Below are 26,834 nucleotides of genomic sequence, written 5' to 3'. Positions count from 1 at the left end.
GTTCACAAACTCCTACAGTGATCGGGCCGCATGACCTCCGACGGGTGACTCGAGCCCGGGAGCACGCGGCTGGAGAGAAGACCCAAGTGACGGCACGGACACCCAGCGACAGCGTCCGGGACATCCCGGAGGCCACGGTCGCCCGTCTCCCCGTCTACCTCCGCGCCCTGACCACGCTCGTGGATCTCGGCACGACGACCTGCTCCAGCGAGGAGCTCGCGGCGGCCGCCGGCGTCAACAGCGCGAAGCTCCGCAAGGACCTCTCGTACCTCGGCAGCTACGGCACCCGCGGCGTCGGGTACGACGTCGACTACCTGCGCTACCAGATCGCGCGTGAGATCGGCGTGACCCAGGACTGGCCGGTCGTCATCGTCGGTATCGGAAACCTCGGGCACGCGCTGGCCAACTACTCCGGCTTCCGCAGTCGCGGGTTCCGGGTGGTCGCCCTCCTCGACGCCGACCCCCAGCGCAAGGACGAGGTCGTCGCCGGCGTCCAGGTGCGCCCCTTCGACGACCTCGAGAGGATCGTGAAGGAGCACGGCGTCGCGATCGGTGTGATCGCAACCCCGGCGGTCGCCGCCCAGGACGTGGCTGACCGGATGGTGGCCAGCGGGATCCGCAGCATCCTCAACTTCGCCCCCACGGTGCTCTCCGTCCCGGCGGGCGTCGACGTACGCAAGGTCGACCTGTCCATCGAGCTGCAGATCCTCGCCTACCACGAGCAGCGCAAGGGGCAGGAGACGGCCTCATGAGCATTCTCGTCGTGGGCATCTCCCACAAGTCGGCCCCGGTGGCGATCCTCGAGCGGGTCGCCCTCGACCGGGACGGTGTCGACAAGCTGCTCGGCGACGTCCTGTCCTGCGACCACGTGAGCGAGGCCGTGGTCGTCGCCACCTGCAACCGGCTCGAGGTCTACACCGAGGTCGACCGGTTCCACGGCAGCGTCGAGGAGATCTCCCGGCTGCTCGTCCAGCGGGCCGGCGAGTCGACGGCCGGGATCCTCCCGCACCTCTACGTCCACTACGACGACGGAGCCGTCTCCCACCTCTTCCACGTGGCCGCCGGACTGGACTCGATGGCGGTCGGCGAGGGCCAGATCCTCGGCCAGACCCGGGAGGCGCTGCGGCGGGGGCAGGCCCAGGGCACCGTCGGACCCGCCCTCAACGTGCTCTTCCAGCAGGCCCTCCGGGTCGGCAAGCGGTCGCGCGCCGAGACTGACATCGACCTCGCCGCCCCGTCCCTGGTCAGCGCGGGCCTCGATCGGGTCTCCGCTCCCATGGGCGGCGTCCGGGACAAGGACGTCGTGATCGTCGGCGCCGGTGGGATGGCGGGCCTGGCCACGGCCACCGTGTCGCGTCTGGGTGCGGCCGGAGTCACCGTCGTCAACCGCACGCCCGGCAACGCCGAACGGCTGGCGGCCGAGTACGACGCCCGTGCGGCGCGCCTGCACGACCTGCCGGCCGCACTGAGCGGGGCCGACCTCGTCATCACCTGCACCGGTTCCAACGGGATCCTGCTCGACCTCGACATGGTGCGGTCGGCCCGGCCGGACAGCGCGCCGCTGGCGATCGTCGACCTCGCGCTGCCGCACGACGTCGACCCCCTGGTGGGCGGGCTGCCCGAGGTCAACCTGGTCACCCTCGCCGACCTCGCGGACGAGCTCCGCGACAGCGTCGCCGGCAACGAGATCGACGGCGTGCGCCACATCGTGGGCCAGGAGGTCAGCGCCTTTCTCAATGCCCGCCGCCAGGCGAGCGTCACTCCCACGGTCGTGGCCCTGCGGTCGATGGCCACCGCCGTGGTCGAGGCGGAGATGGAGCGGCTGGCCACGCGGCTGCCCGAGCTCGACGGGGTCGCCCGGGCCGAGGTGCTGCAGTCGGTGCGCCGGGTGGCCGACAAGCTGCTCCACCAGCCGACCGTCCGGGTCAAGGAGCTCGCCAACGAGACCGGTGCGGTCTCCTATGCCACTGCCCTCGCCGAGCTCTTCGCGCTCGACCCGGAGGCGGTCGACGCGGTGACGCGGCCCGAGGGTCTCGCGCCCGTGGAACGTCCCGCCGGCTCCCGGGTGCTGGGGGAGCGCCCGTGACCGCCCTCCGTCAGACCACCCTGCGCCTGGGCACCCGGGCGTCACTCCTGGCGACCACCCAGTCGCAGACCGTGGCCGAGCTGATCCGGGCCCGGCTGGGTCGCGAGGTCGAGCTGGTCGAGGTCACGACCGAGGGCGACCGCAACCCGGCGTCCCTGACCAGCCTGGGCGGCACCGGGGTCTTCGTCAGCGCCCTGCGCGACGCCCTGCTCCACGACCGGATCGACGTGGCCGTGCACTCGCTCAAGGACCTCCCCACCGGCCGCCAGGAGGGCATCGCCCTCGCGGCCTGCCCGGGCCGCGAGGATCCGCGCGACGTCCTGGTGGCCCGCGACGGACTCACCCTCGGCGAGCTGCCGACGGGCAGTCGGGTCGGCACCGGCTCCCCTCGCCGGGCGGCCCAGCTGAGTGCCCTCGGCCTCGGCTTGGAGATCGTCGACATCCGTGGGAACGTCGACACCAGGATCGGCAAGGTCCGGTCGGGTGAGTACGACGCCGTCATCCTGGCCCGCGCCGGACTGGCCCGAATCGGTCGGCTCGACGACGCGACCGAGGTGCTCGACCCGCTGCAGATGCTCCCGGCCCCCGGCCAGGGTGCACTCGCGATCGAGTGCCGCGAGGCCGACGCCGACCTGCTGGACGAACTGGCCGGGCTGGACGACCCGCGGACGCGGGCTGCCGTCGAGGCCGAGCGGGCCGTGCTTGCCACCCTCGAGGGCGGGTGCTCGGCACCGGTCGGCGCACTGGCCGAGATCGCGGAGGGGGAAGACGGAGACGAGATCTGGATCAGGGCCGTGGCCCTGTCGCACGACGGGACGCTCTCGGTGCGGATGTCCGCATCCGGGCGGCCCGCTGACGCCGAGAGCGTCGGGAAGCGCCTGGCGAGCGAGATGCTCGCCGACGGGGCGACACAACTGATGGAAGCACCAGTGAAGAGGCAGAACGCATGACGCGAGGCAAGACCAGCACCGCCCCCGCGACCACCGGCCGCGGTTGGGTGTCCTTTGTCGGCAGTGGCCCCGGCGATCCCGATCTGCTGACGGTCCGTGCCGTCGACCTGATCGGCAAGGCCGACGTCATCGTCACCGAGGTTCCCGAGCACGAGGAGCTCGTACGCCGCCTGCTCGGGCTTCCCGCGGCGACCACCGACGACGTACCGGGTCCGCGGTTCGTCGACGGCGGCTTCGGCGAGGACGGCCAGCCGCTCACCCACGCCGCCCGGGCCAAGGTGGTCGTCCGCCACGGCAAGGCCGGCAACCGCGTGGTCCGGCTGATGGCAGGCGACCCGTTCCTCTACGCCTCCGGGCCGGAGGAGGCCCAGGCCTGCGTCAAGGCCGGCATCGGGTTCGAGATCGTCCCGGGTGTCTCCTCGGTGAGCGCGGTCCCGGCGTACGCCGGCATCCCGCTGACCACCAAGCACAGCCGTGAGGTCGCGGTGATCACCTGCGGCGAGAAGATCGACTGGAGCCGGTACGCCGACGCCCCGACGCTGGTCCTGCTCTCCGGGGTCGGCTCCATCGCCGACAACGCGCGCGGCCTCATCGACGCCGGCCGCGACCCGGAGACGCCGGTCGCGATGACGCGGGTCGGCACCACCACCTCCCAGAGCACCGTCACCTCGACGCTCGAGAACATCGCCGCCGACGCCCGGGCCGCCCGGATGGCGCCGCCCGCGGTCACCGTGGTCGGTGACGTGGTCAACCTGCGCGAGGCGCTCTCGTGGTTCGAGACCAAGCCGCTGTTCGGCTGGCGGGTCCTGGTGCCGCGCACCAAGGAGCAGGCCGGGTCCCTGACCGCCCGCCTGCGCGAGTACGGCGCCGTGCCCGACGAGGTGCCCACCATCTCGGTCGAGCCGCCGCGCAACCCGCTGCAGATGGACAAGGCCGTGCGTGGTCTGGTCGAGGGCCGCTACGAGTGGATCGCCTTCACCTCCGTCAACGCGGTCAAGGCCGTGCGCGAGAAGTTCGAGGAGTACGGCCTCGACGCGCGAGCGTTCTCCGGGCTCAAGATCGCCGCGGTCGGTGACAAGACCGCCCAGGCGATCGCCGCCTGGGGCCTGCGCGCCGACCTGGTGCCGTCGGGGGAGCAGTCGGCGGCCGGGCTGCTGGCCGACTGGCCGCCCTACGACGACGTGCTCGACCCGATCAACCGGGTGTTCCTGCCCCGGGCCGACATCGCCACCGAGAACCTCGTGGCCGGCCTGATCGACCTGGGCTGGGAGTGCGACGACGTCACGGCCTACCGCACCGTGCGGGCGGCCCCGCCGCCGGCGCCGACCCGTGACGCGATCAAGACCGGCAAGTTCGACGCCGTGGTCTTCACGTCCTCGTCGACCGTGCGTAATCTCGTCGGCATCGCCGGGAAGCCGCACCCCTCGACCGTGATCGCGGTGATCGGTCCGGCCACGGCCAAGACCGCCGAGGAGCACGGCCTTCGGGTCGACGTGCTGTCGCCGAAGCCCGATGTCGAGGTCCTCGTCGACGCGCTGGCCGACTTCGGAGCCGCACGGCGGATCGCCCTCCTGGACGCCGGGCAGCCGGTGACGAGGCCCTCGGAGCGCAAGCCGTCCGGACGCCGGAAGGTCCGAGCGGAGTGACGTCCCAGCGAACCGGGACGTCACTCACGCGAGGAGGTTGAGCGAGGCCCGCTGGTGGGGAACGAACCAGCGATGGCCGTGTCGAGACCCCCGCACGGTCGCAGGGCGGTGACCGCGGGCACGGGCCCTGCCCCCGTTCCGGGGTCTCGCTGACGCTCGCTGCTCGACCACCGGCACGCCAGTGAGATGATCGTCGGCGTCACCACGATCAAGGAGCAGCGATGGGCGAGAGCGACATCGGCCCGATCATCCGTCCCCGCCGTCTGCGCACCACGCCGGCGATGCGCCGGATGGTGGCCGAGACCTCGGTACAGCCGGGTCAGCTGGTGTTGCCGGTGTTCGTCCGCGAGGGCATCGACGCGCCGGTCCCGATCGCCTCGATGCCCGGCGTCGTCCAGCACACCCGCTCGACGTTGCTGAAGGCGGTGACCGAGGCGGCCGAGCTGGGTCTCGGCGGGGTGATGCTGTTCGGCATCCCCGCCCGCAAGGACGCGACCGGTTCCGGAGCAAGCGACCCCTCCGGGATCCTCAACCGCAGCCTGAACGATGTCGTCGCCGAGGTGGGTGACGCGTTGACGGTGATGAGCGACCTGTGCCTCGACGAGTTCACCGACCATGGCCACTGCGGGCTCCTGACACCGGACGGCCGGGTCGACAACGACCGGACGCTCGAGGCCTACGCCGCGATGGCGCTCGCCCAGGCCGACGCGGGCGTCGACATGGTGGCCCCCAGCGGGATGATGGACGGCCAGGTGGGGGTCATCCGCTCCGCCCTCGACCGCGACCGGCACACCGACGTGTCGATCCTCGCCTACTCCGCGAAGTACGCCTCGGCGTTCTTCGGGCCCTTCCGGGAGGCCGTGGCCTCCTCGCTCCAGGGTGACCGGCGCAGCTACCAGCAGGACCCGGCCAACGCGCGCGAGGGGGTCCGGGAGGCGCTGCTCGACGTCGAGCAGGGCGCCGACATCGTGATGGTGAAGCCGGCCCTCGGCTACCTCGACGTGCTGCGCCGGGTCCGGGACGCGGTCGAGGTCCCGGTGGCCGCTTACAACGTCTCCGGCGAGTACGCCATGGTCGAGGGAGCCGCCGCCCGCGGCTGGATCGACCGGGAGCCGGCGATCCTCGAGACCCTGACCTCGATCCGGCGGGCGGGTGCCGACGTGATCCTGACCTACTGGGCCACCGAGGCCGCCCGGCTCCTCACCCGCTGAAATTGCGCTGACCCGCCCGAAAGTTTCGGGCGGGTCAGCGCAATCAGAGCGTGTTGGTCAGTTGAGCAGGTTGGCCACGCACTGGTCGAGCTCGTTGGCCTGGGTGAGCGGGTTGTCGACGACGCCCTGGGCGATGCACTTCTTGAGCGCCTCGGCGTGGGTGAGGACGGTCGGGACCGGGTCGTTCGCCGGCGACGGGGCCGGGACGTTCGGCACGGGTCCGCCGCCACCCTCGGGAGCCTGGGGCGTCTCGACGGGCTCGGTGGTGCCGCCGCCGGTGCCGCCGCCGGTGCCAGAGGGAGTACTGCCGCCGCCGGTGCCGCCGCCGGTGCCGGTGCTCACCGGGGCCGACGTGGATCCGCCGCCTGCGGGGCCGCCCTGCCCGTTGCCCTTGCCGCCAGCCGGGGCCGGCGGGGTCGGGTCGGGGACGAAGTAGCCGGCCGAGGAGGTGGTGCCGTTGGGCACCGAGGTGTAGTCGCCGGAGCTGTAGGCCTCCATGATCGAGAGCACCAGGTCGACGTAGGACTGGCTGTGGTTGTAGCGGAAGACGGAGGCGCGCTGGCCGGCCTCGGTGGAGAGGTCGTCGTCGCCGGAGCAGAGGTAGACGGCCGTGGCCAGGGCCGCGTCGTCGATGTCCTGCGGGTTCCGCTCGGCGTCACCGTCGGCGTCGACGCCCACGACCCGCCAGGTGGAGGGGATGAACTGCATCGGGCCGACCGCGCGGTCGAACTTCGCGTCGGAGTCGTAGAGACCGGCGTCGGAGTCCATGATGCGGGCGGTGCCGTTGGAACCGTCGAGCGCGATCCCGAAGATGCCGGGGGTGGCCAGACCGTCGGAGTTGAGGCTGTTGCCGTTGGCGCGGCCGTGGTCGGACTCGACCCGGCCGATGGCCGCGACCAGCTGCCAGGGGATGTTGCACGACTTGTCGGCGGTGTTGATGACCGTCTCGGCGCGCTGGTAGGCCGCGAGGGCCGCAGCGGGGATGCCCATGGTGGAGGCGTTGGCGACGATGGTCTTGGTGTCGCCGTTCATGCCCGGGGAGGTCACGCCGGGCCGGGACATGCTGGCCGGTGCCTCGATCGCCTCGGTGGGGATGCTGGTGCCGTCGGGGAGGGTGCGGGAGTCGTCCTCCGCGGCTGCAGTGCTCGCACCTGCGCCGGCGAGGCTCGCCGTCCAGGCGGTCGACAGCAGCGCCAGCGGCACGAGCGCGGACGCCTTCTGCAATCGGCCGAACTTCGGTGCGGACATGTGTGGCTCTCTCCCTCGTTTTGTCGTCACCGGTGAACGCTTCCCTCGACCACCGGTACTGATCCAACGAATGTTGTCACCCGTAGTTACGTCAGGCTCTCGATTGTGACGGAGGTCCCAGTGAAAGAGCGGGCATGTATCGAACCATTCCCGCGGGTAACAAACGTAAAACGCCTCGTAGGCAAAATTGTCTGGACCAATCCCGGGGACCCGGGTGGGACCTGCCCCCCGCCGGGCTGGGGCGGTCAGGGAGAATGACCCGGTGCCGCCCGACCACCCGATGTCCCGAGCCTGGTTCGACCGCGCCCGCGCGGTGACGCCGGGTGGGGTGAACTCCCCGGTCCGCGCGTTCGACGCCGTCGGCGGCACCCCCCGGTTCATCCGGTCCGCGCGGGGTGCGTGGCTGACCGACGTCGACGGCTACGAGTACGTCGACCTGATCGGCTCCTGGGGCCCGATGCTGCTCGGGCACGCCCACCCCGACGTCCTCGCCGCCGTGGCCGAGGCGGCCGCGCGCGGCACGTCGTACGGCGCCCCGACGACTCCCGAGGTCGAGCTCGCCGAGGAGATCGTGGCTCGCGCGCCCGTCGACCGGGTCCGCTTCGTCTCCTCGGGCACCGAGGCCACGATGTCGGCGATCCGGCTGGCCCGCGGATTCACCGGGCGGGACCTCGTGGTGAAGTTCGCCGGCTGCTACCACGGCCACGTCGACGCGCTGCTGGCCTCGGCCGGATCGGGGCTGGCCACGTTCGGGGTGCCGGGCACGCCGGGCGTCCCGGACGCCTCGACGGCGCTGACCCTGGTGCTGCCGTACCACGACCGGGCGGCGGTCGAGAAGGTGTTCGTCGAGCACGGCGACCGGATCGCCTGCCTGATCACGGAGGCGGCGCCGGGCAACATGGGCGTGATCCCGCCCGAGCCCGGCTTCAACGCCTTCCTCGCCGAGACCTGCGCACGCCACGGTGCGCTCTTCGTCAGCGATGAGGTGATGACCGGCTTCCGGGCCTCCGCACGGGGACAGTGGGGCCTCGACGGCGCGGTCGAGGGGTGGCGGCCGGACCTCGTCACCTTCGGCAAGGTGATCGGAGGCGGCTTCCCGGCCGCGGCGTTCGGCGGCCGGGCGGACGTGATGTCGCGGCTCGCGCCGGAGGGGCCGGTCTACCAGGCGGGCACCCTGTCGGGAAACCCGGTGGCCACCACCGCCGGCCTGACCACGCTCCGGCTCGCCACCGACGACGTCTACGCCCACCTCGCGGCGGCCGGCGACACGGTCAAGGCGGCGGTCACCGAGTCGCTCACCGCAGCGGGAGTGCCGCACGTGGTCCAGTCGAACGGCACCATGTTCTCTGTGTTCTTCACCGACCGGCCGGTCCGCGACTTCGACGACGCCTCGGGCCAGGACGTCTCCGCCTTCGCCGCGTTCTTCCATGCCATGCTCGACGCGGGCGTCCACCTGCCGCCCTCGGCGTACGAGGCGTGGTTCCTCTCCGCCGCCCACGACGACCGCGCGGTGCAGACGGTCCTCGACGCGTTGCCGGCGGCGGCCCGCGCCGCCGCGGCGAACGGAGGTGCACATGAGTGACGAGACGGTCGTCCACCTGCTGCGGCACGGGGAGGTCCACAACCCCTCCGGCGTGCTGTACGGCCGGACGCAGGGCTACCACCTCTCCGAGCTCGGGCGGCAGATGGCCGAGCAGGTCGCCGCCACGATCAAGGACCGCGACATCACCCACCTGGTCGCCTCCCCGCTGGAACGGGCGCAGGAGACCGCCCGACCGCTGGCCGATGCCCGCGGCCTGGAGATCCGCACCGACGAGCGGGTGATCGAGTCCACCAACGTCTTCGAGGGCCAGCGCTTCGGCAAGACGGTGCGGCCGCTGCGCCGCCCGGCCGCGTGGCGGCACCTGTGGAACCCGTTCCGTCCGTCGTGGGGCGAGCCCTACAAGGAGCTCGTCGCCCGGATGATGGCCGCGGTCGAGGAGGCACGCGACGCCGCCCGTGGCCACGAGGCCGTGATCGTCTCCCACCAGCTGCCGATCTGGATCACCCGGCTGCACGTCGAGCAGCGGTCGTTCCTGCACAACCCCCGCAACCGCCAGTGCACGCTCTGCTCGCTGACGTCGCTGCACTACCGCGACGACACGCTCACCCAGGTGGCCTACTCGGAGCCGGCCGCCGACCTGATCCCCGCCCGCGACAAGGGCGCGCCCTTCTCGGCCGGGGGGTCCCCCGAGGAGCACCGGCCCTGAACCTCCGCTCCGCCGCCGTACTCCTTCCCTGCCTGCTCCTGCTCGTGGGCTGTTCGAGCCTGCAGGGGACCGGTGACAAGGGGTATGTCAGCGGCTCGGGCGAGGTCGTCCAGGTCGAGCCCGGCCAGCGGGACGAACCGATCTCGCTGACCGGGCGGGACCTCGAAGGTGACCCGCTGTCGACCTCGGAGTTCCGGGGCACGCCGGTGGTGGCCGTGGTGTGGGGGTCGTGGTGCGCGCCGTGCCGGGCCGAGGCCCCCGATGTCGTGGCGGCCGCGGAGGAGGTGGGCGACCGCGCACAGTTCGTGGGCATCAACATCCGTGACGGCTCGCCCGAGCAGGCCCGCAGCTTCGTGCGCACCTTCGACGTGCCCTACCCGTCGTTCTACTCGCCGGACGGGGAGGCGATGCTCGCCTTCTCCGGGACCCTGACCCCCAACTCGATCCCCAGCTTCGTCGTGCTCGACGCGGACGGGCGGGTTGCGGCCACGATCATCGGGGAGCTTCCGTCGCGGACCACCCTGGTGGAGGTCGTCGAGGACGTGGTGGCCGAACAACCCGATGGGCAGCGCGATGGGCAGCGCGATGGGTGACTGGTTCCACGACACGGCAGCCTCGGGCTCACTGCTCCTCGCCATCCCGGTGGCGCTGGTCGCCGGCCTGGTCTCGTTCTTCTCCCCGTGCGTGATCCCGCTGCTGCCGGGCTATCTCTCCTACGCCACCGGGCTCTCGGGCGCCGACCTCGAGCACGCGCACCGGGGACGGATGGTCGCCGGGGCCGTCCTGTTCGTGCTGGGCTTCGCCGTCGTCTTCGTGGCCCTGGGCACGCTGTCGGGCGCACTGGGGGCGTGGCTGGTGACCTGGCGCCGTGAGCTGACGATCGTCCTCGGAGCGTTCACGATCCTGCTCGGCCTGGCCTTCGCGGGGGTGATCCCCCTGCTCCAGCGCGACTGGCGGGTCCACACGGTGCCCGCTGTCGGGCTGGCGGCGGCGCCGGTGCTCGGCTTCCTGTTCGGGGTGGGGTGGACGCCGTGCATCGGCCCCACGCTGGCCGCGATCACCACGCTGTCCATCAACGAGGCCACCGCGGCGCGTGGCGCCGTGCTGTCCGGGGTCTACGCCCTCGGCCTCGGGCTGCCGTTCATCGCCGCCGGGCTGGCCTACCAGCACGCCCTCGGCGCGTTCGGCTGGGTACGACGTCACCAGCTCTGGGTGATGAGGGCCGGCGGCCTGATGCTGGTCGCGGTCGGCGTACTGCTGGTGACGGGCTGGTGGGCCGAGGCCGTCACGTGGCTGCAGATCAACCTCGTCTCCTCCACGGAAACGGTGGTCTAGTGTCCGAACGCAGACCCGGTGAGCTGACCCTCGCCGAGATGCTCCGCTGGGCCTGGCGCCAGCTCACCTCGATGCGGACCGCGCTCATCCTGCTGCTGCTGCTCGCCATCGCGGCGATCCCCGGGTCGGTCATCCCGCAGAGCGGGGTCGACTCCCTCAAGACCTCGCAGTGGCAGGAGGCACACCCCGACCTCACGCCGATCTACCAGAAGCTCGGTCTGTTCTCGGTCTACGACTCCGCGTGGTTCTCGGCGATCTACCTCCTGCTGATGGTCTCCCTCGTCGGCTGCTTCGTCCCGCGGACGTTCGTCTACTGGAAGGGGATGCGGGCGGCGCCGCCACCCGCCCCCCGCAACCTGGGCCGCCTGCCGGACCACACGTCGTACGACGCCGGCGGGACGCCGGAGGAGGTCCTCGCCGCCGCCGAGTCGGAGCTGCGCAGCCGACGCTTCCGGGTCGTCCGGGCCGGTGACGCGGTCTCGGCGGAGCGCGGGCACCTGCGCGAGGCGGGCAACCTGCTCTTTCACGTGTCGGTGCTGGTGGTCCTGGTCGGCTTCGCGCTGGGCAGCCTCTTCGGGTACCGCGGCGGCGTGATCCTCGTGGTGGGCAACGGCTTCTCCAACAACCTCACCCAGTACGACGACTTCGTCCCCGGCAGCCTGTTCGCCCCCGACGACATGGAGCCGTTCACCTTCGACGTCACCGACTTCGAGGTCGACTGGCTGACCGAGGGGCCCAGCAAGGGGCAGGCGCGGGGCTTCGTCTCCCACCTGGAGTACCGCGAGACACCGACCGCGCCCACCAGGGACTACGACCTCAAGGTCAACCACCCCCTCACGATCGGTGACACGGAGGTGTTCCTGATCGGGCACGGGTACGCCCCGGTGATCACGGTCCGCGACGGCGAGGGCGAGGTCGCCTACAGCGGACCCACGATCTTCCTGCCCACCGACCAGACGTTCCGGTCCTTCGGCGTGGTCAAGGCGCCCGACGCCCGGCCGACCCAGATCGGGCTCGAGGGCGAGTTCTACCCGACCTACGCCTTCACCGAGGAGACCGGCCCGTTCTCGGCGTTCGGGAATGCCGCCAACCCGGCGATCTCCATGCTCGTCTACGCAGGAGACCTCGGCATGGACTCCGGACAGGCGCAGTCGGTCTACCAGCTCGACAAGTCCGACGCGCGGCTCGTGCGGAAGGGCGACGGCTCGATGTTCCGGGTCGACCTCGCCCCGGGGCAGCAGGCGGAGCTGCCCGACGGACTGGGCACCGTCAGCTTCGACGGCGTCCAGCGGTGGAACAAGATCCAGATCAGCCGGACCCCGGGCAAGCTGATCGCGCTCGCGGGCGTCGTACTGGCGCTGATCGGGCTGCTCGGCTCCCTCTACGTCCGGCCCCGCCGGATCTGGGTGCGGGCCCGCGATCGGAACGGGGGGACCCACGTCGAGGTGGCCGCCCTGGACCGCTCCGGAGGCGGTGATCCGTCCGCCGAGCTGCATGAGATCGTGGGGGCGCTCGGCGGGGGGACCCCCGCGGAGCGCAGGGAGGAGAAGTCGTGACGGACCAGGCGTGGGAGCTGCTGAGCAACCGGTTGGTGGCCGTGGCCGGCGTGCTCTACTTCCTCGCGCTCATCTCCCACCTCGCGGAGTGGGCGGCTCTCCGCAGGCTGCCCGCCGAGGAGGTCGTCACCACGGGCCGGACCGCGATGTTCGGCCGGCTCGGCCTGATCCTGACCGGGATGGCCGTGGTCGCGCACCTCGGGGCGCTGGTGGGCCGCGGGATGGCTGCGGACCCCAACCGGGTGCCCTGGGGCAACATGTACGAGTTCACCCTCAGCGGCACGTTCGTGATCGCCGCGGCCTACCTCCTGCTGCGCGGACGCCTCGGGCTGGAGTGGATGGCTCCCATCGTCGTCACCCTCGTGGTGTCGCTCCTGATGGTCGACGTCATCTGGCTCCACGAGCCCGTCGCACCCCTCACCGAGGCGCTCTTCTCGCCCTGGCTGGTCATCCACGTCGTCTCGGCGATCCTCGCCACCGGCGCCTTCACCCTGGCCGGGATCTGCTCGGCCCTCTACCTCCTCAAGGACCGTGCCCGACCGCGCCAGACCGGCTACCTCGCCCGGGTGCCGGAGCCCGCGGTCCTGGACCGCGTCGCCTATCGCCTGCACTCCTTCGGCTTCCCGATCTGGACGTTCGCGGTGCTGATCACCGGACCGATCTGGGCTCACCAGGCCTGGAGCAGCTACTGGAACTGGGATCCCAAGGAGGTGTGGGCCTTCATCACGTGGGTGGTGTACGCCGCCTACCTGCACGCCCGGTCGACGGCCGGCTGGAAGGGCCGCAATGCCGCCATCGTCGCGCTCGTCGCGCTGGCGACCCTCTGGTTCAACTTCATCGGCATCAACTTCTTCTCCTCGACCAGCCAGCACTCCTACGCGGGTGGGGCTGTGCAGGTCGAGCCGAGAGGCTGACCCTCAGGAGCTGCTGGGGTCCGGGTCCTCGGGCTTGCGGCGGCGCCGCTTCCGGTCCAGGTCGCGGAGGAAGTCGGGGTCGTCGTCGGGGCCCAGGGGGCGTTGCTCGGGGCCACGCTGCGGAAGGATCCCCCGGCGCTGGATCACGCGCACCGTGAAGTAGATCGCGGCCGCCAGGAGGATCACGATCAGAAGGAACTTCACGCCTCCAGCGTAGAACCCCGATGGGCACGGGACACCATCTGCCGTGAGCCGCCTCCGACCGCCGTCGCCTAGGCTGGACGGGTGAAGGAATTCGTGGTCTACACGCTGATGCGGATCGGGTTGTTCGTGGCCAGCCTGATCCTGGTCTTCGGCGTCTGGATGCTCCTCGCCGACCAGGTGCCGGTGCTGTGGGCGATCGTGATCGCGTTCGTCATCTCCGGCGTCGCGTCGTACTTCCTGCTCAACCGCCAGCGCGAGGCGTTCGCCCGGCGGGTGGAGCGTCGCGCCGAGCGGATGCAGGAGCGGTTCGAGCAGATGAAGTCCAAGGAGGACGTGGACTGACATGTCCGACGACGGCGGCTGCTGCAGGGTCGGCGACCACTCCGACCCGGCCGCGCGGGCCTGGCTGAGCGAGGCGATCCGCCGGGTCGAGGCCGATGCCAACCGGTCCGCCGACACCCACCTGCACGTCTTCCCGCTGCCGGCCCGGTGGGGCATCGACCTCTACCTGAAGGACGAGTCGGTCCACCCGACCGGATCGCTGAAGCACCGCCTGGCCCGGTCGCTGTTCCTCCACGCGCTGTGCAACGGCTGGGTCTCCGAGGGCACCACGATCATCGAGGCGTCGTCAGGCTCCACGGCGGTGTCCGAGGCCTACTTCGCTCGCCTGCTGGACCTGCCTTTCGTCGCGGTCATGCCGCGGTCCACCTCGCCGGAGAAGATCGAGCTGATCGAGTTCCAGGGCGGCCGCTGCCACCTGGTCGACGACCCGTCCTCGATCTACGACGAGTCCCGGCGGCTCGCCCGGGAGACGGGCGGCCACTACCTCGACCAGTTCACCTACGCCGAGCGGGCGACCGACTGGCGCGGCAACAACAACATCGCCGAGTCGATCTTCAGCCAGCTCGCCCACGAGCGACACCCGATCCCGACCTGGGTGGTCGTCGGCGCCGGCACCGGAGGTACGTCGGCGACGATCGGCCGCTTCATCCGCTACCGCCGCCACGACACCCGGCTCTGCGTGGTCGACCCCGAGAACTCCGCGTTCTTCGGGGGCTGGAGCGAGGACGACCCCTCTGCGACCGGCTCGGGTTCCCGGATCGAGGGGATCGGCCGGCCCCGGGTGGAGCCGTCGTTCCTGCCCAAGGTGGTCGACTGCATGATCTCGGTCCCCGACGGCGCCTCCATCGCCGCCGCGCGGTGGTGCTCGTCGGTGACCGGTCGCCTGGTCGGTGGCTCGACCGGCACCGAGATGTGGGGCGCCCTCCGCCTGGTCGCCGGCATGCGGTCGCGCGGCGAGACCGGGTCGGTCGTGACGCTGCTCTGCGACGGCGGGGAGCGCTACGCCCACACCTACTACGACGACGGGTGGCTGGCCGACCAGGGCATCGACATCGCGCCGTACACCGCCACCCTGGAGAAGTTTGCCGACACCGGCGAGTGGGTCGAGCCGCCGAGCTGAGACTCGTCCTAGTCGCGGCGGCGGCCGAGCTGCCTGCGCACGCGGCTCTCGGACTGGCCGAGCAGCTTGGCGACCAGCTGCACCCGGAACTTCCACACCAGGAAGACGGCGGTGACCACGGCCACGAGCAGGAGGAACTTCATGGACACAGGGTACGGCCCGGGGCCCGTGGTCCGGGCCCGGACGGCTCGCCCTTAACCGGGTGCGGGTCGCGTGGACGGTGGCTAGGTTGGCCGACGTGGAGCTGACCTTCAGGACCCTTGACCCGCGCGACGACTCCCCGGAGACCACCCCGCTCCTGAAGGGGTGGCTCGAAGGGCTGCTGCGGGGATTCCACGACGCACGCCCCAAGCAGGAGGCCTGGGACCTCTTCGTCCGGTGCATGCGGGAGGACGCAGCGATCGTCAGGGGCGCCTGGCTGCCCGACGGCGCGTTCGGCGCCGGTCCGGTGCCCGTGGCGACGTACTCCAGCCTGGACGGCTCGCTCAACGCCGGGCGTCGCGAGCTGGCGCTGCGGATGATCACCGATGTCACCGTCAGCCCCGCGCACCGACGGCAGGGGCTGCTGCGCCGGATGATCTCCGACGACCTCGCCGACGCCGTGGCCCGGGGGGTCCCGCTGGCCGCGCTCACCGTCTCGGAGACGACGATCTACGGGCGCTTCGGCTTCGGCCTGTCCACGTGGCGGCAGCGGATCGAGGTCGACACCACCGGCAAGTTCGCGCTGCGGGACTTCGTCGACCCCGGCCGGATGGAGCTCGCGGAGGCGAGCGAGGTCTGGCCGATGATGCAGGGCAACTTCGCCGCGTTCCACGAGCGCTCGCGCGGGTCGGTGTCGCGACCGTCGTTCTATCGTCCCTGGCTCACCGGCACCTTCGACTTCCAGGAGCAGGGGCCCAACACCAGGCTCCGCGCGGCCGTCCACCTCGATGCGGCGGACGAGCCGGACGGGCACGTCGTCTACCAGCACATGGGGTACGACGACGTCCCGGGCGGCAAGGTCAAGGTGCTGGACCTGGTGGCGGCGGACCCTGCCGTGCACCTCGCCCTGTGGCGCTTCCTCGCCGACATCGACCTGTGCGCGCGGGTCGAGTGGAACAACTCCGCGGTCGACGACCCGCTGGTGTGGGCGCTCACCGACGCCGCCTGCCGCAAGGTCCTCAAGGTCGACGACCACATCTGGGTGCGGGTGCTGGACGTGGTGACCGCACTCGAGGGTCGACCCTGGGCGGCCGACGGAAGCGTCGTGCTCGGCGTGAGTGACCCGCTCGGCCACGCGGCCGGCAGCTTCCGGGTGACCGTCAAGGAGGGCGAGGCGTCCGTCGAGCCCGTGGCCGACGAGCCGACCGTCACCCTCGACGCGGAGACGCTCGGCGCCCTCTACCTCGGCGGGGTCGGAGTGGGCACGCTGGCGGCGGCCGGTCGCATCGGTGGATCGGGCGATGCGGTACGGACCTGGGCGGCGATGGCGGACCTGCCGGGGGAGCCGTTCAGCCTGACCAGCTTCTGACGGACCCTGCCGGGTCGGCGGTGGCAGACTCCTCCCCGATGCCACCACCCACGACCCGACCCGAGCTCGCCGGGAACTTCGGCATGGTCGCCTCCACCCACTGGCTCGCCTCCCAGACCGGCATGGGCGTGCTGGAGCGGGGCGGCAACGCCGTCGACGCCGCGGTTGCCGCGGGGTTCGTCCTCCAGGTCGTCGAGCCCCATCTCAACGGTCCCGGCGGAGACGTCCCGATCCTGCTCTGGAGCGAGCGCGACGACTGCCCCCACGTCGTGTGCGGGCAGGGACCGGCGCCGCGGGGGGTGACCCCGGCCGCGTTCGCCGACCTGGGGCTCGACGCCGTGCCCGGCACGGGTCCCCTGGCGGCCACCGTGCCGGGCGCGTTCGGAGCGTGGACCCTGATGCTGCAGCGCTGGGGGACCTGGCGGCTGCGCGACGTGCTCGAGCCGGCGATCGGCTACGCCCGCCAGGGGGTGCCGGTCATCCCGGGCGTTCGCGCCACGCTGGCCGGCGTCGAGGACCTGTTCACGAGCGAGTGGAGCACCTCGGCGGCGACGTACCTGCCGGGCGGGCGGCTCCCCGGCACCTGGTCGGCGCTGCGACTACCGGAGCTGGCCGCCACCTACGAACGGGTGCTCGACGAGGCGGAGTCGGCCGGCGCGGACCGGGACCGCCAGCTCGAGACCGCCCGCGACGCGTGGTACCGCGGATTCGTGGCCGATCGGGTGGCGCGCTTCTGCCGGGACACGGCCTGGCTCGACTCGTCGGGCCGGCGCCACCACGGACTCCTCGACGGTGACGACCTGGCCCGCTGGGCGCCCGGGGTCGAGGCGCCGGTCAGCGCGACGTACCGCGGGATCGAGGTCCTCAAGACCGGTCCGTGGGGCCAGGGCCCCGTGCTGCTGCAGGCGCTGAAGATCCTCGAGGGCCTCGACCTCGGGGCCGGGCCGCTGGCGGACGACGACCCGGAGTGGCAGCACCTCGTCCTGGAGTCGTCCAAGCTCGCCTTCGCGGATCGCGAGGCGTGGTACGGCGACCCGGACCACGTCGACGTACCCCTCTCCACGCTGCTGTCGGAGCAGTACGCCGCCGCACGCCGCCGGCTGGTCGACGACCGCCGGGCCAGCCTGGAGCTCAGGCCAGGCTCGCCGGACGGACGCACTCCCCGGCTGCCCGAACCTCGTGCTGCCGACGCCGCCGAGGACGCCGCCGGGGCGGGGGAGCCGACCGTGCGCTCCGGGACGACCGGTGACACCTGCCACCTCGACGTGGCCGACCGCTGGGGCAACCTCGTCTCCGCCACCCCCAGCGGCGGCTGGCTGCAGTCCTCCCCGGTCGTCCCCGGCCTCGGTTTCCCGCTCGGGACCAGGGCCCAGATGTTCTGGCTTCAGGAAGGCCTCGCCTCGACGCTCCGGCCCGGGTCGCGGCCCCGCACCACGCTGACACCCTCCCTCGCCCTGCGCGAGGGCAGACCCTGGCTCGCCTTCGGGACTCCGGGCGGCGACCACCAGGACCAGTGGAGCCTGGTGTTCTTCCTCCGGCTCGCCCACGCCGTCACGGGGCGGGCGGACCAGCCATGGACGGGGTTGCAGGCCGCGATCGACGCGCCGATGTTCCAGCACGAGCACGCGCCCTCGTCGTTCCACCCGCGCCTGGCCGAGCCGGGTCGGGTGACCATGGAGGACCGGTTCCCGGCCGCGGTGCGCGAGGAGCTGGCCCGGCGCGGCCACGACGTCCGGACCGTCGACGGCTGGTCGCTCGGTCGGCTCTCGGCCGTTGCGCGGGACGGCGGCTGGTTGCGTGCCGCCGCGAACCCGCGAGGTGCCCAGGGCTACGCCGTCGGGCGGTAGGCGCAGGTCGGGCTCGCCGACGAGCCTGCCGATATGGCTAGATCCCGATCAGCAATCCCACGAAGAGGCCGCCGCCGAACACCAGCTCGGCCACCCCCGTCTGTTGCAGGACCGGGATCAGCTCGGGTCCGCGGGCGCCCTCGAGGACCGCCCGGGCCGCGGGGGCCGCGGTGCCGGCGTAGGCCAGGGCCAGGACCGCCCACCAGGTGGTCAGCGCGGCGACGGCGAGCGCGGCCACGATCGCGGCCAGCACCAGCCCGGCGTACAGCCCTCTCGTCGCGGCGTCACCGAGGCGGACGGCGAGGGTGCGCTTGCCCACGTCCCGGTCGGTGGGGATGTCACGCAGGTTGTTGGCGACCAGGATCGCGCAGGCGAGGGCTCCGATGCCGACCGCCGCGCACGCGGCAGCGAGCTCGAACGTCTCGGTCTGGACGTACGTCGTGCCGACGACGGCGACCAGCCCGAAGAACACGAAGACCATGACCTCGCCCAGTCCGGCGTAGCCGTAGGGGTGATCGCCGCCGGTGTAGAACCAGGCGGCCACGATGCAGGCGAGGCCGACCGCGACCAGCCACCACGCAGTCGTCACCGCCAGCACCAGTCCGGCCACGGCCGCGACCCCGAAGGCCAGGAACGCCGCCCGCTTCACCGCACCCGGGGCCGCGGTCCCGGAGCCGACCAGCCGCATGGGCCCCACTCGGTCGGCGTCGGTCCCCCGCACCCCGTCGGAGTAGTCGTTGGCGTAGTTGACGCCGACCTGCAGGGCCACACTGACCACGAGGGCGAGCGCCGCCTTCCACCAGACCGCGCCACCGGCGTACGCGGCGACGCCGGTGCCGGCGAGCACGGGCGCGAGAGCGGCGGGCAGGGTGCGCGGTCGGGCACCGGCGAGCCATTCGGCGGGGGAGGCCACCGGGCGATTCAAGCAGGGTCGGCCACGCGGGCCGGGGCCGCGTCCCGTTGCAGGAAACGCTCGGCAGCCCGGGCCGACGGTCTCATGGCGAACGTGGCCACGACCACGATGGCGCCGATGACCAACCACCCCGGCCCACCCCACTCCATGGCCAGGAAGGTGAACAACGCGGGCGCCCACACCGACCCCAGGGTGTGACCGATGTGGGCGGCGCCCTGGTACTCGCCGCGGCGGTCGGGGTCGGAGAGCTCCGACTGGAAGCCCCAGCTCGCGGCCGACTGGTACAGCTCCGCACCGGTGACGGTCACGTGCCCGAGCCAGACCAGGGCGATGGTCACCCAGCCGAGGGTGTCGTGGGTGACCAGCACGATCAGGCACGACAGCACGAAGAACGACGCCGAGATCCGGGCCGCGCGCAGGGAGCGCTCGACGGAGTTCACCCCCCGGGCGGCGGCCACCTGGAGCAGCACCGCCAACACCGTGTTGGTGCCGAACAGCCAGGCCAGCAGGACGCGGGGAGCGTCGGTCTCCTCCACCAGCCACAGCGGGATCACGATGTTGAGCAGGACCTGGTTGGTGCCGAGCACGCCGTCCATGGTCATCAGCGACAGGAACCCGCGGTTGCGGAGCGCGCCCGGGTTGAGCAGCTCGTCCTCCTGGACCGGCGCCTTGTCGTGCTCCGCGGAGGGCAGGCGGGTGATGTAGAGGGCGTTCAGCGCCAGCACGGCGGCGGTGAACAGCGGCACCGCGCGGACGACGTCGTCGTTGTCGAACGCCAGGGCCACGCCGCCGATCAGGGCCCCGACCGTGAACCCGATGTTGAGCGCGGCGCGCATGTAGGCCAGCGAGCGCACCCGCTCCGCGCGGGGGAAGACGTCGAGGGTGTAGGCCCCGCGTCCGGAGTGCCCCGCCGACTCCACCACCTGGAGCACGACCATCATGGCGAGGAACATCGCGAAGCCGTCGACGAACGGCCACACGGCGTACAGCGCAGCGGAGCCGAATGCGCCGATGGCCCACATCCGCTTGGGCCCGATCCGGTCGGCCACCTTGCCGAGCGGCACCGCGACGAGGAACGACGCGGCCTCGCCGACGGTGATGCCGATGCCGACCTGGAACGCGCTCAGGCCCACGATCTGGGTGAAGAAGACGGCGCTGCCGGTGATGAACACGCCCTCGCCGATCGCGTAGAGGATCGACTGGAGGGAGAGCCTGCGCGCCAGTGGCGTGTCAGGGACCAGGGAGGAGAGCCAGCGCGGCGTGGTGGTGGGCATCGCCGGGGATTCTTTCAGTGGTGGATAGCGTTCGTCGCGTGGAATTCCCTGCGGGCACGCCGACCCGGGTCGTGGTCGACGGCCTGCGGGCCTGGCTGGCCGGGCCGTCGGAGCCCGATCCGCTCGTGGTGGAGACGTCCGGCTCCACGGGCACGCCCAAACGGGTGCTGCTGTCCAGGCGGGCGGTCCTGGCCTCCGTCGCGGCCACCCGGGGTCGGCTCGGCGGGTCGGGCCGCTGGGTGCTCGCCCTGCCGGCGACGTACGTCGCTGGGGTGCAGGTGATCTGCCGGTCGCTGGTCGCCGGGCACGAGCCCGTCGTGGCCGAGGAGCACGCATCGCTGACCGCGGCGCTGGGCGTGCGCTCGACGACCGACACCTTCCTCTCGCTGGTGCCGACCCAGCTGCACCGGCTGCTCGACGACCCCGCCGCAGTGGCTGCCCTCCGGGAGGTCCACACGATCCTGCTGGGCGGAGGGCCGATCGATCCGTCGCTGCGCGTGCGGGCCGAGGCCGAGGGCATGCGCGTGGTGGCGACGTACGGGTCGGCCGAGACGGCCGGGGGGTGCGTCTACGACGGCTACCCGCTCGAGGGGGTGGGGCTGGCCGTGGCCGGCGACGGGCGGATCCGGATCTCCGGGGCGACCCTCTTCGACGGGTACGACGGCGACCCCGGACTGACCTCGCAGGTCCTCGTGGACGGCTGGTTCCTGACCTCCGACGCCGGCCGGCTCGACGACGACGGGCGCCTGCACGTCCTGGGCCGGCTCGACGACGTCGTGGTCACCGGCGGTGTGAACGTCCCGCTGCCCGCGGTCGCGGCGCGGCTGCGAGCCCACCCCGAACTGACGGCGGCCGAGGTGGTGGGCGTGCCGGACGAAGTGTGGGGGCAGCGGGTGGTGGCGTTCGTCGTCGCGACCGGGCCGGTGACCCTGGCGGAGGTGCGCGACTGGGTGGCCGGGGCCCACCCGCGGTCGTGGGCGCCCCGTGAGCTCGTGCCGGTCGAGGCGCTGCCGATGCTCGACAACGGCAAGGTGGACCGGATGGCCCTCAGGGAGCGCGCATGACCGCCCCCCACGCCGACCCGCCCGAAACTTTCGGGCGGGTCAGCGTGTTCGCGATCCCGATGCGCACCCGCTTCCGGGGGATCACGGTGCGCGAGGGGATGCTGCTGCGGGGTGCGGCTGGATGGGGTGAGTGGAGCCCCTTCCTCGAGTACCCGCCGGAGGTCGCCGAGCCGTGGCTCCGCTGCGCCGAGGAGGCGGCGGCCGGCGACTGGCCCCAGCCGCTGCGTGAGTGGGTGCCGGTCAACGTGACCGTGCCGGCGGTCGGCGCGGAGCGCGCCCACGAGATCGTGAGCGCCGGCGGGTGCACCACCGCCAAGGTCAAGGTGGCCGAGCCCGGGCAGACCCTCGGCGACGACCAGGCCAGGGTCGAGGCGGTCCGCGACGCCCTCGGGCGCGGGGGACGGATCCGGGTGGACGTCAACGGCGGCTGGGACGTCGACGAGGCGGTGTCGGCGATCCGGACCCTGGAACGAGCGGCCGGCGGCCTGGAGTACGTCGAGCAGCCGTGCGCGACGGTGGAGGAGCTGGCCGCGGTCCGGCGCGCCGTCGACGTACCGATCGCCGCCGACGAGTCGATCCGCCGTGCGGAGGACCCCTACCGGGTGCGCGACCTCGCGGCCGCCGACGTGGCCGTGCTCAAGGTCCAGCCGCTGGGTGGGGTGGCAGCCTGCCTGCGGATCGCCGAGGACATCGGGCTGCCGGTGGTGGTGTCGTCGGCCCTCGAGACCTCGGTCGGGATCGCGGCCGGGCTGGCGCTGGCCGCGGCCCTGCCCGAGCTGCCGCACGCGTGCGGGCTGGCCACCGTGCAGCTGCTGTCCGACGACGTGGCGGGGTCACCGCTGCTGCCCGTTGACGGGGCGCTCCGGGTGGTCCGGCCCACGGTCGACGAAGCGGCGCTCGAGCGGCTCGCGGCACCGCCGGATCGCGCGGACTGGTGGGAGGCCAGGCTCGCCGAGGTGCGCGGGTTCCGGCAGGATCGACTCTCGTGACCAACCCCTCGACCGAGCTGGCCCGCGCCGTCGTGGCTGCGCTGGTCGAGGCCGGCGTGACCGAGGTCGTCCTCGCGCCCGGCTCGCGCAACGCGCCCCTCTCGTTCGCCGCGTACGACGTCGCGGAGGCCGGACTGGTCCGGCTGCACACGCGGGTGGACGAGCGGTCGGCGGGATTCCTCGCACTGGGGCTGACCCGGGTCGGGGCCCGGGCGGCCGTGGTGTGCACGTCCGGCACCGCCGTGGCCAACCTCCACCCGGCAGTGGTCGAGGCGGCCCACTCGGGCCTCCCGCTGGTGGTCGTGACCGCCGACCGGCCGGCGCGACTCAGGGGGACCGGCGCCAACCAGACCACCGACCAGGTGGGCGTCTTCGGGCCGCTGGTCCCGACGCTCGACCTCGACCCCGGCGGTGGCCTGCCCGCGGTCATCGGGACTTGGGCGTCCCCCACCCACCTCAACGTGCAGCTCGACGACCCGCTGGTCCCGCCCGCCGAGGGCGCCGGCTGGGACATGGTGCCGCGCCTGCGCACCCCCACCCGTGGTGACGACCGGCAGCCCGGCGGCCCGGTTCACCGTCTGGGACCAGACGGTATGCCCAACGGGCCCGCAACAGTGGTGGTGGCCGGCGACGACGCCGGCCCCCCGGCCCGGGTCCTGGCCGAGCAGGCGAACTGGCCGCTGCTGGCCGAGCCCACCAGCGGGTCGCGGACGGGCGACCATGCGATCCGGTGCTACCGGCTGCTGCTCGACGGGTCGCTCGGCCGGCGGATCGAGCGGGTGGTGGTCCTCGGCCATCCCACGCTCTCCCGGCCGGTGACCCGGTTGCTGGCCCGCGACGATGTCGAGGTGTGGTCGCGAGCCCCGGCCGGGGTGTGGCCGGAGCGGCCCTTCCCGGTCGACGTCACCTTCGACCGGCTCGAGGTCGAGACTCCCGACGACCCCGCGTGGTTCGAGGAGTGGCGAGCGGCCGACCGGGAGGTCGCGGCCCGTCTCGACCGGTTGCTCTCCGAGGAGGACGGGATCACCCCCCACGAGGTCGCGGGCGCCCTGGGCCGCGCCCTGCCTCCCGGGGGCCTGCTGTTCGTCGGGGCCTCGAGCCCGATCCGCGACCTCGATCTGATGGTCCCCAGGTACGACGTCGGCGCCCGCCGCAAGGTCGTCGCCAACCGCGGACTCTCCGGGATCGACGGCACGGTCTCGTCCGCGATCGGCGCCGCCCTGGGCCGGCCACGCAGCACCCGCGCCCTGGCCCTGATGGGGGACGTCACGTTCCTGCACGACGCCAACGGGCTGGTCCTCGGACCGGACGAGCCGGCTCCCGACCTGACGATCGTGGTCGTCAACGACGACGGGGGCTCGATCTTCACGATGCTCGAGCAGGGCGCCGAGGCGTACGCCGACCGCTACGAACGCCTCTTCGGCACCCCGCACGGGGTCGATCTGGCCAGCCTGTGCGCCGCGACCAGGACTCCCCACTGGAAGGTCGGGTCCGTGCCCGAGCTGGAGCAGGCCATCGCCAGCCCCAACGGCGGCATCGAGGTGGTCGAGGTCGCGGTCCGCAGGGACAACCGCCGCGACCTGGACGCCCGGATCCGGGCCCTCGGGGTGAGCTGAGGCAACGGGGTCGGCGCCCTGCGTGGGTGCGGGGGTTTCGACGGCGGTCGGCGCCGGGGCGCCTCCCTGCTCAACCACCGGGTGGCCCCTGTGGTCGAGGTCGCGTCTCGACGACGGTCGGCGCTGGGGCGCCTCCCTGCTCAACCACCGGGGTGGCCCCGGTGGTTGAGCAGCGAGCGTCAGCGAGCGTCGTCGAAACCCGGGAGCTGTGGGCGGGGTGGGGACCACGGCAGCCACTCTGCGCGGCGGACGGCGGCATCCCGACGTCGTCGGGACCGCCACAATGGGTGGGTGGAGATCGCCTTCCTGCTCGTGGCCATCGCCGCCGGGGTCCTGGCCGGTACGGCGCTCGCCCGCCGCGTCGGGATCCCGGCTCCGCTGCTGCTCATCGCCGCCGGGATCGTGGTGTCCTTCGTCCCCGGGGTACCGGAGGTCCATCTCGAGCCCGAGGTGGTCCTGCTCGGGCTGCTGCCACCCCTGTTGTACGCCGCCGCCCTGCAGACCTCGCTGGTGGACTTCAACGCCAACCGCCGCCCGATCCTGATGCTGTCGGTGGGACTGGTCGTCTTCACCGCCACCGGCATCGCACTCCTCGTGCACGCCCTGCTGCCGGGGATCTCCTGGTCCGCCTCGTTCGCCATCGGCGCCGTGGTCGCACCACCCGACGCCGTCGCCGCCACCTCGATCGGTCGGCGGATCGGCCTGCCCCGTCGTACCGTCACCCTCCTCGAGGGTGAGTCGCTGCTCAACGACGCCACGGCTCTGGTGGCGCTGCGGACGGCCATCGCGGCCGGGCTGGTCGGGGTCACGGTCCTCGAGGTCGCGCTCGACTTCCTGCTGGCCGCCGGTGGTGGGCTGCTGCTCGGTGTGGCGACGTTCCTCGTGGTGGCCTGGATGCGCAAGCACGTGACCGACCCGGTGCTCGACTCCGCCATCTCGCTGGTCACGCCGTTCGTGGCGTACCTGCTCGCCGAGGAGCTGAGGGTCTCGGGCGTCATCGCCGTGGTCGTGGCCGGGCTCCTGCTCGGGCACAAGGCGCCGGTGCTGCAGACCGCGCAGTCCCGCATCGCCGACCGGATGAACTGGCGCACCATCGCCTTCCTGCTCGAGAACGCCGTGTTCCTGCTGATCGGGCTGCAGTGCCGCTGGATCCTCGACGGGGTCCGTGACAGCGGCACCTCCGTCAGCCGGATCGCACTGGTGTGCGCGGCGGCCCTCGTCGGCGTCGTGCTGCTGCGGTTCGTCTGGATGTTCATCGCCCGGTGGACGCTGTTCCGCGCCGTCGCCGGGCCGTGGACCCACACGGCGCTCCTCGCGTGGGCGGGCATGCGGGGCGTGGTCACGCTCGCCGCGGCGTTCGTCATCCCCGCCACGACCGACTACCGGGAGGTGCTGCTCCTGGTGGCCTTCACCGTCGTCGCCGGCACGCTGCTCGGCCAGGGCCTCACCCTGCCGTGGCTGGTACGCCGGCTCGGCGTCAGCGGGCCCGACCCGGCGGAGGACGCGCTCGCCCGGGCCACGCTGCTCGAGCAGGCGTCCCGGGCCGGGCTGGCGGTGCTCGACCGGGGTGAGTACGACGACCCGCACGGCGTGGCCGACGTGATCCGGCAGCGGATCGACGAGCGCAACTTCGCGGCCTGGGAGCGGCTGGCCACGCATGCCGAGCACCTGGCACCCAGCGAGCTGTATGCCCAGCTCCGGCTGGAGATGCTGGCCGCCGAACGGGCGAGGATCCTGGAGATCCGTTCGACGGGGAACGTCCCGGCGGAGGTGGTGGGCGAGGTGCTGTCGATGCTCGACGTGGAGGAGTCGATGCTCGGGGCGGCCACCCAGGAGCGCGAGGCGCTGGGCACCTCCGGTGCCGCGCGGCCACGTAGCGGGGACGAGTGTGAGCACCTCGCGTCGTACCCCGCCGTCGAGACCACCCCCGACCCGGTCTGCGCCGACTGCGTGGCCGAGCAGGAGAAGTGGGTGAGTCTGCGTGAGTGCCTCGTCTGCGGCAAGGTCGCCTGCTGCGACTCCTCACCTCGCCGCCATGCCGAGGCCCACTTCCACGACAGCGGGCACCCGGTGATCGAGTCCGCCGAGCCCGGCGAGGACTGGCGCTGGTGCTACCTGGATCACGTCACGGGCTGAGGCCTAGGGTCGGCGCCATGCGGATCCTCAAGTTCGGCCATGCCTGCGTCCGGGTGGAGCACGACGGTGCCGCTGTCGTGATCGACCCGGGAGTCTTCACCGAGGTCGGCGCCCTCGACGGCGCCGACGCGGTGCTGGTCACCCACGAGCACGTCGACCACTACCTCCCCGACAACCTGCGGGCGACCGACGCCCCCGTCTTCACCATCGAGGCGGTGGCCGCGAAGATCCGCGAGGAGGCGCCCGAGGTGGCCGAGCGGGTGACCGTGGTGAGGCCCGGCGAGGAGTTCGAGGCCGGCCTGCCGGTACGCGCCGTCGGCGAGCTGCACGCCGTGATCCACCCGGAGTTCCCGCGGTTCCACAACTCCGGCTACCTGCTCACCGCGGGTACCGAGAAGGTCTACCACCCCGGCGACGCGCTGACGGCGCCCGACGAGGACGTCGACCTCCTCTGCGTTCCGGTCTCCGCTCCGTGGCTGAAGACGTCCGAGGCGATCGACTTCGCGCGGGCCGTGAAGGCACCGCGCAACCTCGCGATCCACGACCGGATCTACTCCGAGGCCGGGCTCGGGATCGTCGACGGGCACATGAACGCGTTCCTGCCCGACGCCGGCCAGGAGTACG

The 26,834-nt window shown here is 72.5% G+C and carries 25 protein-coding genes; 20 read left to right on the top strand and 5 right to left on the bottom strand.

Annotated features, from left to right (window positions below):
* Positions 1-86: 86 nt before the first annotated feature.
* From VFN12_RS15360 to hemB, 5 genes are all read left to right on the top strand, one after another.
* Positions 87-752, top strand: coding sequence for a redox-sensing transcriptional repressor Rex (locus tag VFN12_RS15360; protein WP_325119613.1), 666 nt, complete (start codon positions 87-89; stop codon positions 750-752).
* On the top strand, positions 749-2,086 hold the full coding sequence (locus VFN12_RS15355) for a glutamyl-tRNA reductase (RefSeq protein WP_325119612.1): 1,338 nt from the start codon (positions 749-751) through the stop codon (positions 2,084-2,086). Before VFN12_RS15360 ends, VFN12_RS15355 begins: the two co-directional genes overlap by 4 nt.
* Positions 2,083-3,036: a hydroxymethylbilane synthase gene (gene hemC, locus VFN12_RS15350; protein ID WP_325119611.1), complete on the top strand. Its 954-nt coding sequence runs from the start codon at positions 2,083-2,085 to the stop codon at positions 3,034-3,036. Before VFN12_RS15355 ends, hemC begins: the two co-directional genes overlap by 4 nt.
* Positions 3,033-4,682, top strand: a complete 1,650-nt coding sequence (locus tag VFN12_RS15345) for a uroporphyrinogen-III synthase (protein WP_325119610.1) — start codon at positions 3,033-3,035, stop codon at positions 4,680-4,682. The genes hemC and VFN12_RS15345 overlap by 4 nt, the downstream gene beginning before the upstream one ends.
* A 221-nt stretch (positions 4,683-4,903) precedes the next feature.
* Complete coding sequence (gene hemB / locus VFN12_RS15340) at positions 4,904-5,893, top strand: porphobilinogen synthase (RefSeq protein WP_325119609.1); 990 nt, start codon at positions 4,904-4,906, stop codon at positions 5,891-5,893.
* A gap of 57 nt (positions 5,894-5,950) precedes the next feature.
* Here the strand turns inward: hemB and VFN12_RS15335 are convergent, their stop codons facing one another.
* Positions 5,951-7,141 (bottom strand): lytic transglycosylase domain-containing protein, encoded by a 1,191-nt coding sequence (locus VFN12_RS15335; RefSeq protein WP_325119608.1) that lies wholly within the window; start codon positions 7,139-7,141, stop codon positions 5,951-5,953.
* 280 nt (positions 7,142-7,421) lie between these two features.
* Between VFN12_RS15335 and hemL the strand changes: the two genes are divergently transcribed.
* From hemL to ccsB, 6 genes are read left to right on the top strand one after another with little or no spacing between them, the layout of a single operon-like run.
* Positions 7,422-8,723 (top strand): glutamate-1-semialdehyde 2,1-aminomutase, encoded by a 1,302-nt coding sequence (hemL, locus tag VFN12_RS15330; protein WP_325119625.1) that lies wholly within the window; start codon positions 7,422-7,424, stop codon positions 8,721-8,723.
* On the top strand, positions 8,716-9,390 hold the full coding sequence (locus VFN12_RS15325) for a histidine phosphatase family protein (RefSeq protein WP_325119607.1): 675 nt from the start codon (positions 8,716-8,718) through the stop codon (positions 9,388-9,390). Before hemL ends, VFN12_RS15325 begins: the two co-directional genes overlap by 8 nt.
* A 44-nt stretch (positions 9,391-9,434) precedes the next feature.
* Positions 9,435-9,983 (top strand): TlpA disulfide reductase family protein, encoded by a 549-nt coding sequence (locus tag VFN12_RS15320; RefSeq protein WP_325119606.1) that lies wholly within the window; start codon positions 9,435-9,437, stop codon positions 9,981-9,983.
* Positions 9,976-10,725 carry a cytochrome c biogenesis CcdA family protein gene (locus tag VFN12_RS15315; RefSeq protein ID WP_325119623.1) on the top strand — a complete coding sequence of 250 codons (750 nt, stop codon included), beginning with the start codon at positions 9,976-9,978 and terminating at the stop codon, positions 10,723-10,725. The genes VFN12_RS15320 and VFN12_RS15315 overlap by 8 nt, the downstream gene beginning before the upstream one ends.
* Positions 10,725-12,281 carry a cytochrome c biogenesis protein ResB gene (gene resB, locus VFN12_RS15310; RefSeq protein ID WP_325119605.1) on the top strand — a complete coding sequence of 519 codons (1,557 nt, stop codon included), beginning with the start codon at positions 10,725-10,727 and terminating at the stop codon, positions 12,279-12,281. Before VFN12_RS15315 ends, resB begins: the two co-directional genes overlap by 1 nt.
* Positions 12,278-13,195, top strand: a complete 918-nt coding sequence (gene ccsB, locus VFN12_RS15305) for a c-type cytochrome biogenesis protein CcsB (protein WP_325119604.1) — start codon at positions 12,278-12,280, stop codon at positions 13,193-13,195. Before resB ends, ccsB begins: the two co-directional genes overlap by 4 nt.
* Positions 13,196-13,198: 3 nt before the next feature.
* On the opposite strand, the gene VFN12_RS15300 is transcribed toward ccsB, so the two are convergent.
* Positions 13,199-13,399 (bottom strand): hypothetical protein, encoded by a 201-nt coding sequence (locus VFN12_RS15300; RefSeq protein WP_325119603.1) that lies wholly within the window; start codon positions 13,397-13,399, stop codon positions 13,199-13,201.
* Between the two features lie 81 nt (positions 13,400-13,480).
* On the opposite strand from VFN12_RS15300, the gene VFN12_RS15295 reads away from it, so the two are divergent.
* Positions 13,481-13,741: a DUF4229 domain-containing protein gene (locus VFN12_RS15295; RefSeq protein ID WP_325119602.1), complete on the top strand. Its 261-nt coding sequence runs from the start codon at positions 13,481-13,483 to the stop codon at positions 13,739-13,741.
* Position 13,742: 1 nt separating this feature from the next.
* A complete protein-coding gene (locus VFN12_RS15290; RefSeq protein ID WP_325119601.1) occupies positions 13,743-14,861 on the top strand; it encodes a PLP-dependent cysteine synthase family protein in 1,119 nt (372 codons plus the stop codon).
* Positions 14,862-14,869: 8 nt separating this feature from the next.
* On the opposite strand, the gene VFN12_RS15285 is transcribed toward VFN12_RS15290, so the two are convergent.
* Entirely contained in the window at positions 14,870-15,004 is a 135-nt protein-coding gene (locus tag VFN12_RS15285) for a hypothetical protein (protein WP_325119600.1), read from the bottom strand.
* Between the two features lie 95 nt (positions 15,005-15,099).
* Between VFN12_RS15285 and VFN12_RS15280 the strand changes: the two genes are divergently transcribed.
* Together VFN12_RS15280 and VFN12_RS15275 are read left to right on the top strand one after the other, a co-directional pair.
* Positions 15,100-16,371 (top strand): GNAT family N-acetyltransferase, encoded by a 1,272-nt coding sequence (locus tag VFN12_RS15280; protein ID WP_325119599.1) that lies wholly within the window; start codon positions 15,100-15,102, stop codon positions 16,369-16,371.
* A gap of 38 nt (positions 16,372-16,409) precedes the next feature.
* Positions 16,410-18,218, top strand: coding sequence for a gamma-glutamyltransferase family protein (locus VFN12_RS15275; RefSeq protein WP_325119598.1), 1,809 nt, complete (start codon positions 16,410-16,412; stop codon positions 18,216-18,218).
* A gap of 37 nt (positions 18,219-18,255) precedes the next feature.
* On the opposite strand, the gene VFN12_RS15270 is transcribed toward VFN12_RS15275, so the two are convergent.
* Both VFN12_RS15270 and VFN12_RS15265 read right to left on the bottom strand, forming a co-directional pair.
* The gene (locus VFN12_RS15270; RefSeq protein ID WP_325119597.1) at positions 18,256-19,131 is read right to left on the bottom strand and encodes a 1,4-dihydroxy-2-naphthoate polyprenyltransferase; all 876 of its coding nucleotides are present in this window, start codon (positions 19,129-19,131) and stop codon (positions 18,256-18,258) included.
* Between the two features lie 8 nt (positions 19,132-19,139).
* The gene (locus VFN12_RS15265) at positions 19,140-20,405 is read right to left on the bottom strand and encodes an MFS transporter (protein WP_325119596.1); all 1,266 of its coding nucleotides are present in this window, start codon (positions 20,403-20,405) and stop codon (positions 19,140-19,142) included.
* 38 nt (positions 20,406-20,443) lie between these two features.
* Here VFN12_RS15265 and VFN12_RS15260 point away from each other — a divergent pair, with 38 nt between their 5' ends.
* From VFN12_RS15260 to VFN12_RS15240, 5 genes are all read left to right on the top strand, one after another.
* Positions 20,444-21,469 carry an AMP-binding protein gene (locus VFN12_RS15260; protein ID WP_325119595.1) on the top strand — a complete coding sequence of 342 codons (1,026 nt, stop codon included), beginning with the start codon at positions 20,444-20,446 and terminating at the stop codon, positions 21,467-21,469.
* On the top strand, positions 21,466-22,458 hold the full coding sequence (locus VFN12_RS15255; protein WP_325119594.1) for an o-succinylbenzoate synthase: 993 nt from the start codon (positions 21,466-21,468) through the stop codon (positions 22,456-22,458). The genes VFN12_RS15260 and VFN12_RS15255 overlap by 4 nt, the downstream gene beginning before the upstream one ends.
* The gene (menD, locus tag VFN12_RS15250) at positions 22,455-24,074 is read left to right on the top strand and encodes a 2-succinyl-5-enolpyruvyl-6-hydroxy-3-cyclohexene-1-carboxylate synthase (protein ID WP_325119593.1); all 1,620 of its coding nucleotides are present in this window, start codon (positions 22,455-22,457) and stop codon (positions 24,072-24,074) included. The genes VFN12_RS15255 and menD overlap by 4 nt, the downstream gene beginning before the upstream one ends.
* A gap of 291 nt (positions 24,075-24,365) precedes the next feature.
* On the top strand, positions 24,366-26,210 hold the full coding sequence (locus VFN12_RS15245) for a Na+/H+ antiporter (RefSeq protein WP_325119592.1): 1,845 nt from the start codon (positions 24,366-24,368) through the stop codon (positions 26,208-26,210).
* A 17-nt stretch (positions 26,211-26,227) separates the two neighbouring features.
* On the top strand, positions 26,228-26,834 hold a 607-nt coding region (locus VFN12_RS15240), incomplete at its 3' end, for an MBL fold metallo-hydrolase (protein WP_325119591.1).

The organism is Nocardioides sp. (assembly GCF_035703625.1).
Classification (GTDB): Bacteria; Actinomycetota; Actinomycetes; order Propionibacteriales; family Nocardioidaceae; genus Nocardioides.
Note: the sequence above shows the minus strand (reverse complement) of the source record. Positions and strands in the feature narration are given on the sequence as shown.

Excerpts from the sequence above, each read along its gene's own strand:
- VFN12_RS15355 (WP_325119612.1), top strand. The coding sequence starts at position 749 with ATGAGCATTCTCGTCGTGGGCATCTCCCACAAGTCGGCCCCGGTGGCG.
- VFN12_RS15345 (WP_325119610.1), top strand. The coding sequence starts at position 3,033 with ATGACGCGAGGCAAGACCAGCACCGCCCCCGCGACCACCGGCCGCGGT.
- hemB (WP_325119609.1), top strand. The coding sequence starts at position 4,904 with ATGGGCGAGAGCGACATCGGCCCGATCATCCGTCCCCGCCGTCTGCGC.
- VFN12_RS15335 (WP_325119608.1), bottom strand. The coding sequence starts at position 7,141 with ATGTCCGCACCGAAGTTCGGCCGATTGCAGAAGGCGTCCGCGCTCGTG.
- hemL (WP_325119625.1), top strand. The coding sequence starts at position 7,422 with ATGTCCCGAGCCTGGTTCGACCGCGCCCGCGCGGTGACGCCGGGTGGG.
- VFN12_RS15325 (WP_325119607.1), top strand. The coding sequence starts at position 8,716 with ATGAGTGACGAGACGGTCGTCCACCTGCTGCGGCACGGGGAGGTCCAC.
- VFN12_RS15315 (WP_325119623.1), top strand. The coding sequence starts at position 9,976 with ATGGGTGACTGGTTCCACGACACGGCAGCCTCGGGCTCACTGCTCCTC.
- VFN12_RS15290 (WP_325119601.1), top strand. The coding sequence starts at position 13,743 with ATGTCCGACGACGGCGGCTGCTGCAGGGTCGGCGACCACTCCGACCCG.
- VFN12_RS15285 (WP_325119600.1), bottom strand. The coding sequence starts at position 15,004 with ATGAAGTTCCTCCTGCTCGTGGCCGTGGTCACCGCCGTCTTCCTGGTG.
- VFN12_RS15275 (WP_325119598.1), top strand. The coding sequence starts at position 16,410 with ATGCCACCACCCACGACCCGACCCGAGCTCGCCGGGAACTTCGGCATG.
- VFN12_RS15265 (WP_325119596.1), bottom strand. The coding sequence starts at position 20,405 with ATGCCCACCACCACGCCGCGCTGGCTCTCCTCCCTGGTCCCTGACACG.
- VFN12_RS15255 (WP_325119594.1), top strand. The coding sequence starts at position 21,466 with ATGACCGCCCCCCACGCCGACCCGCCCGAAACTTTCGGGCGGGTCAGC.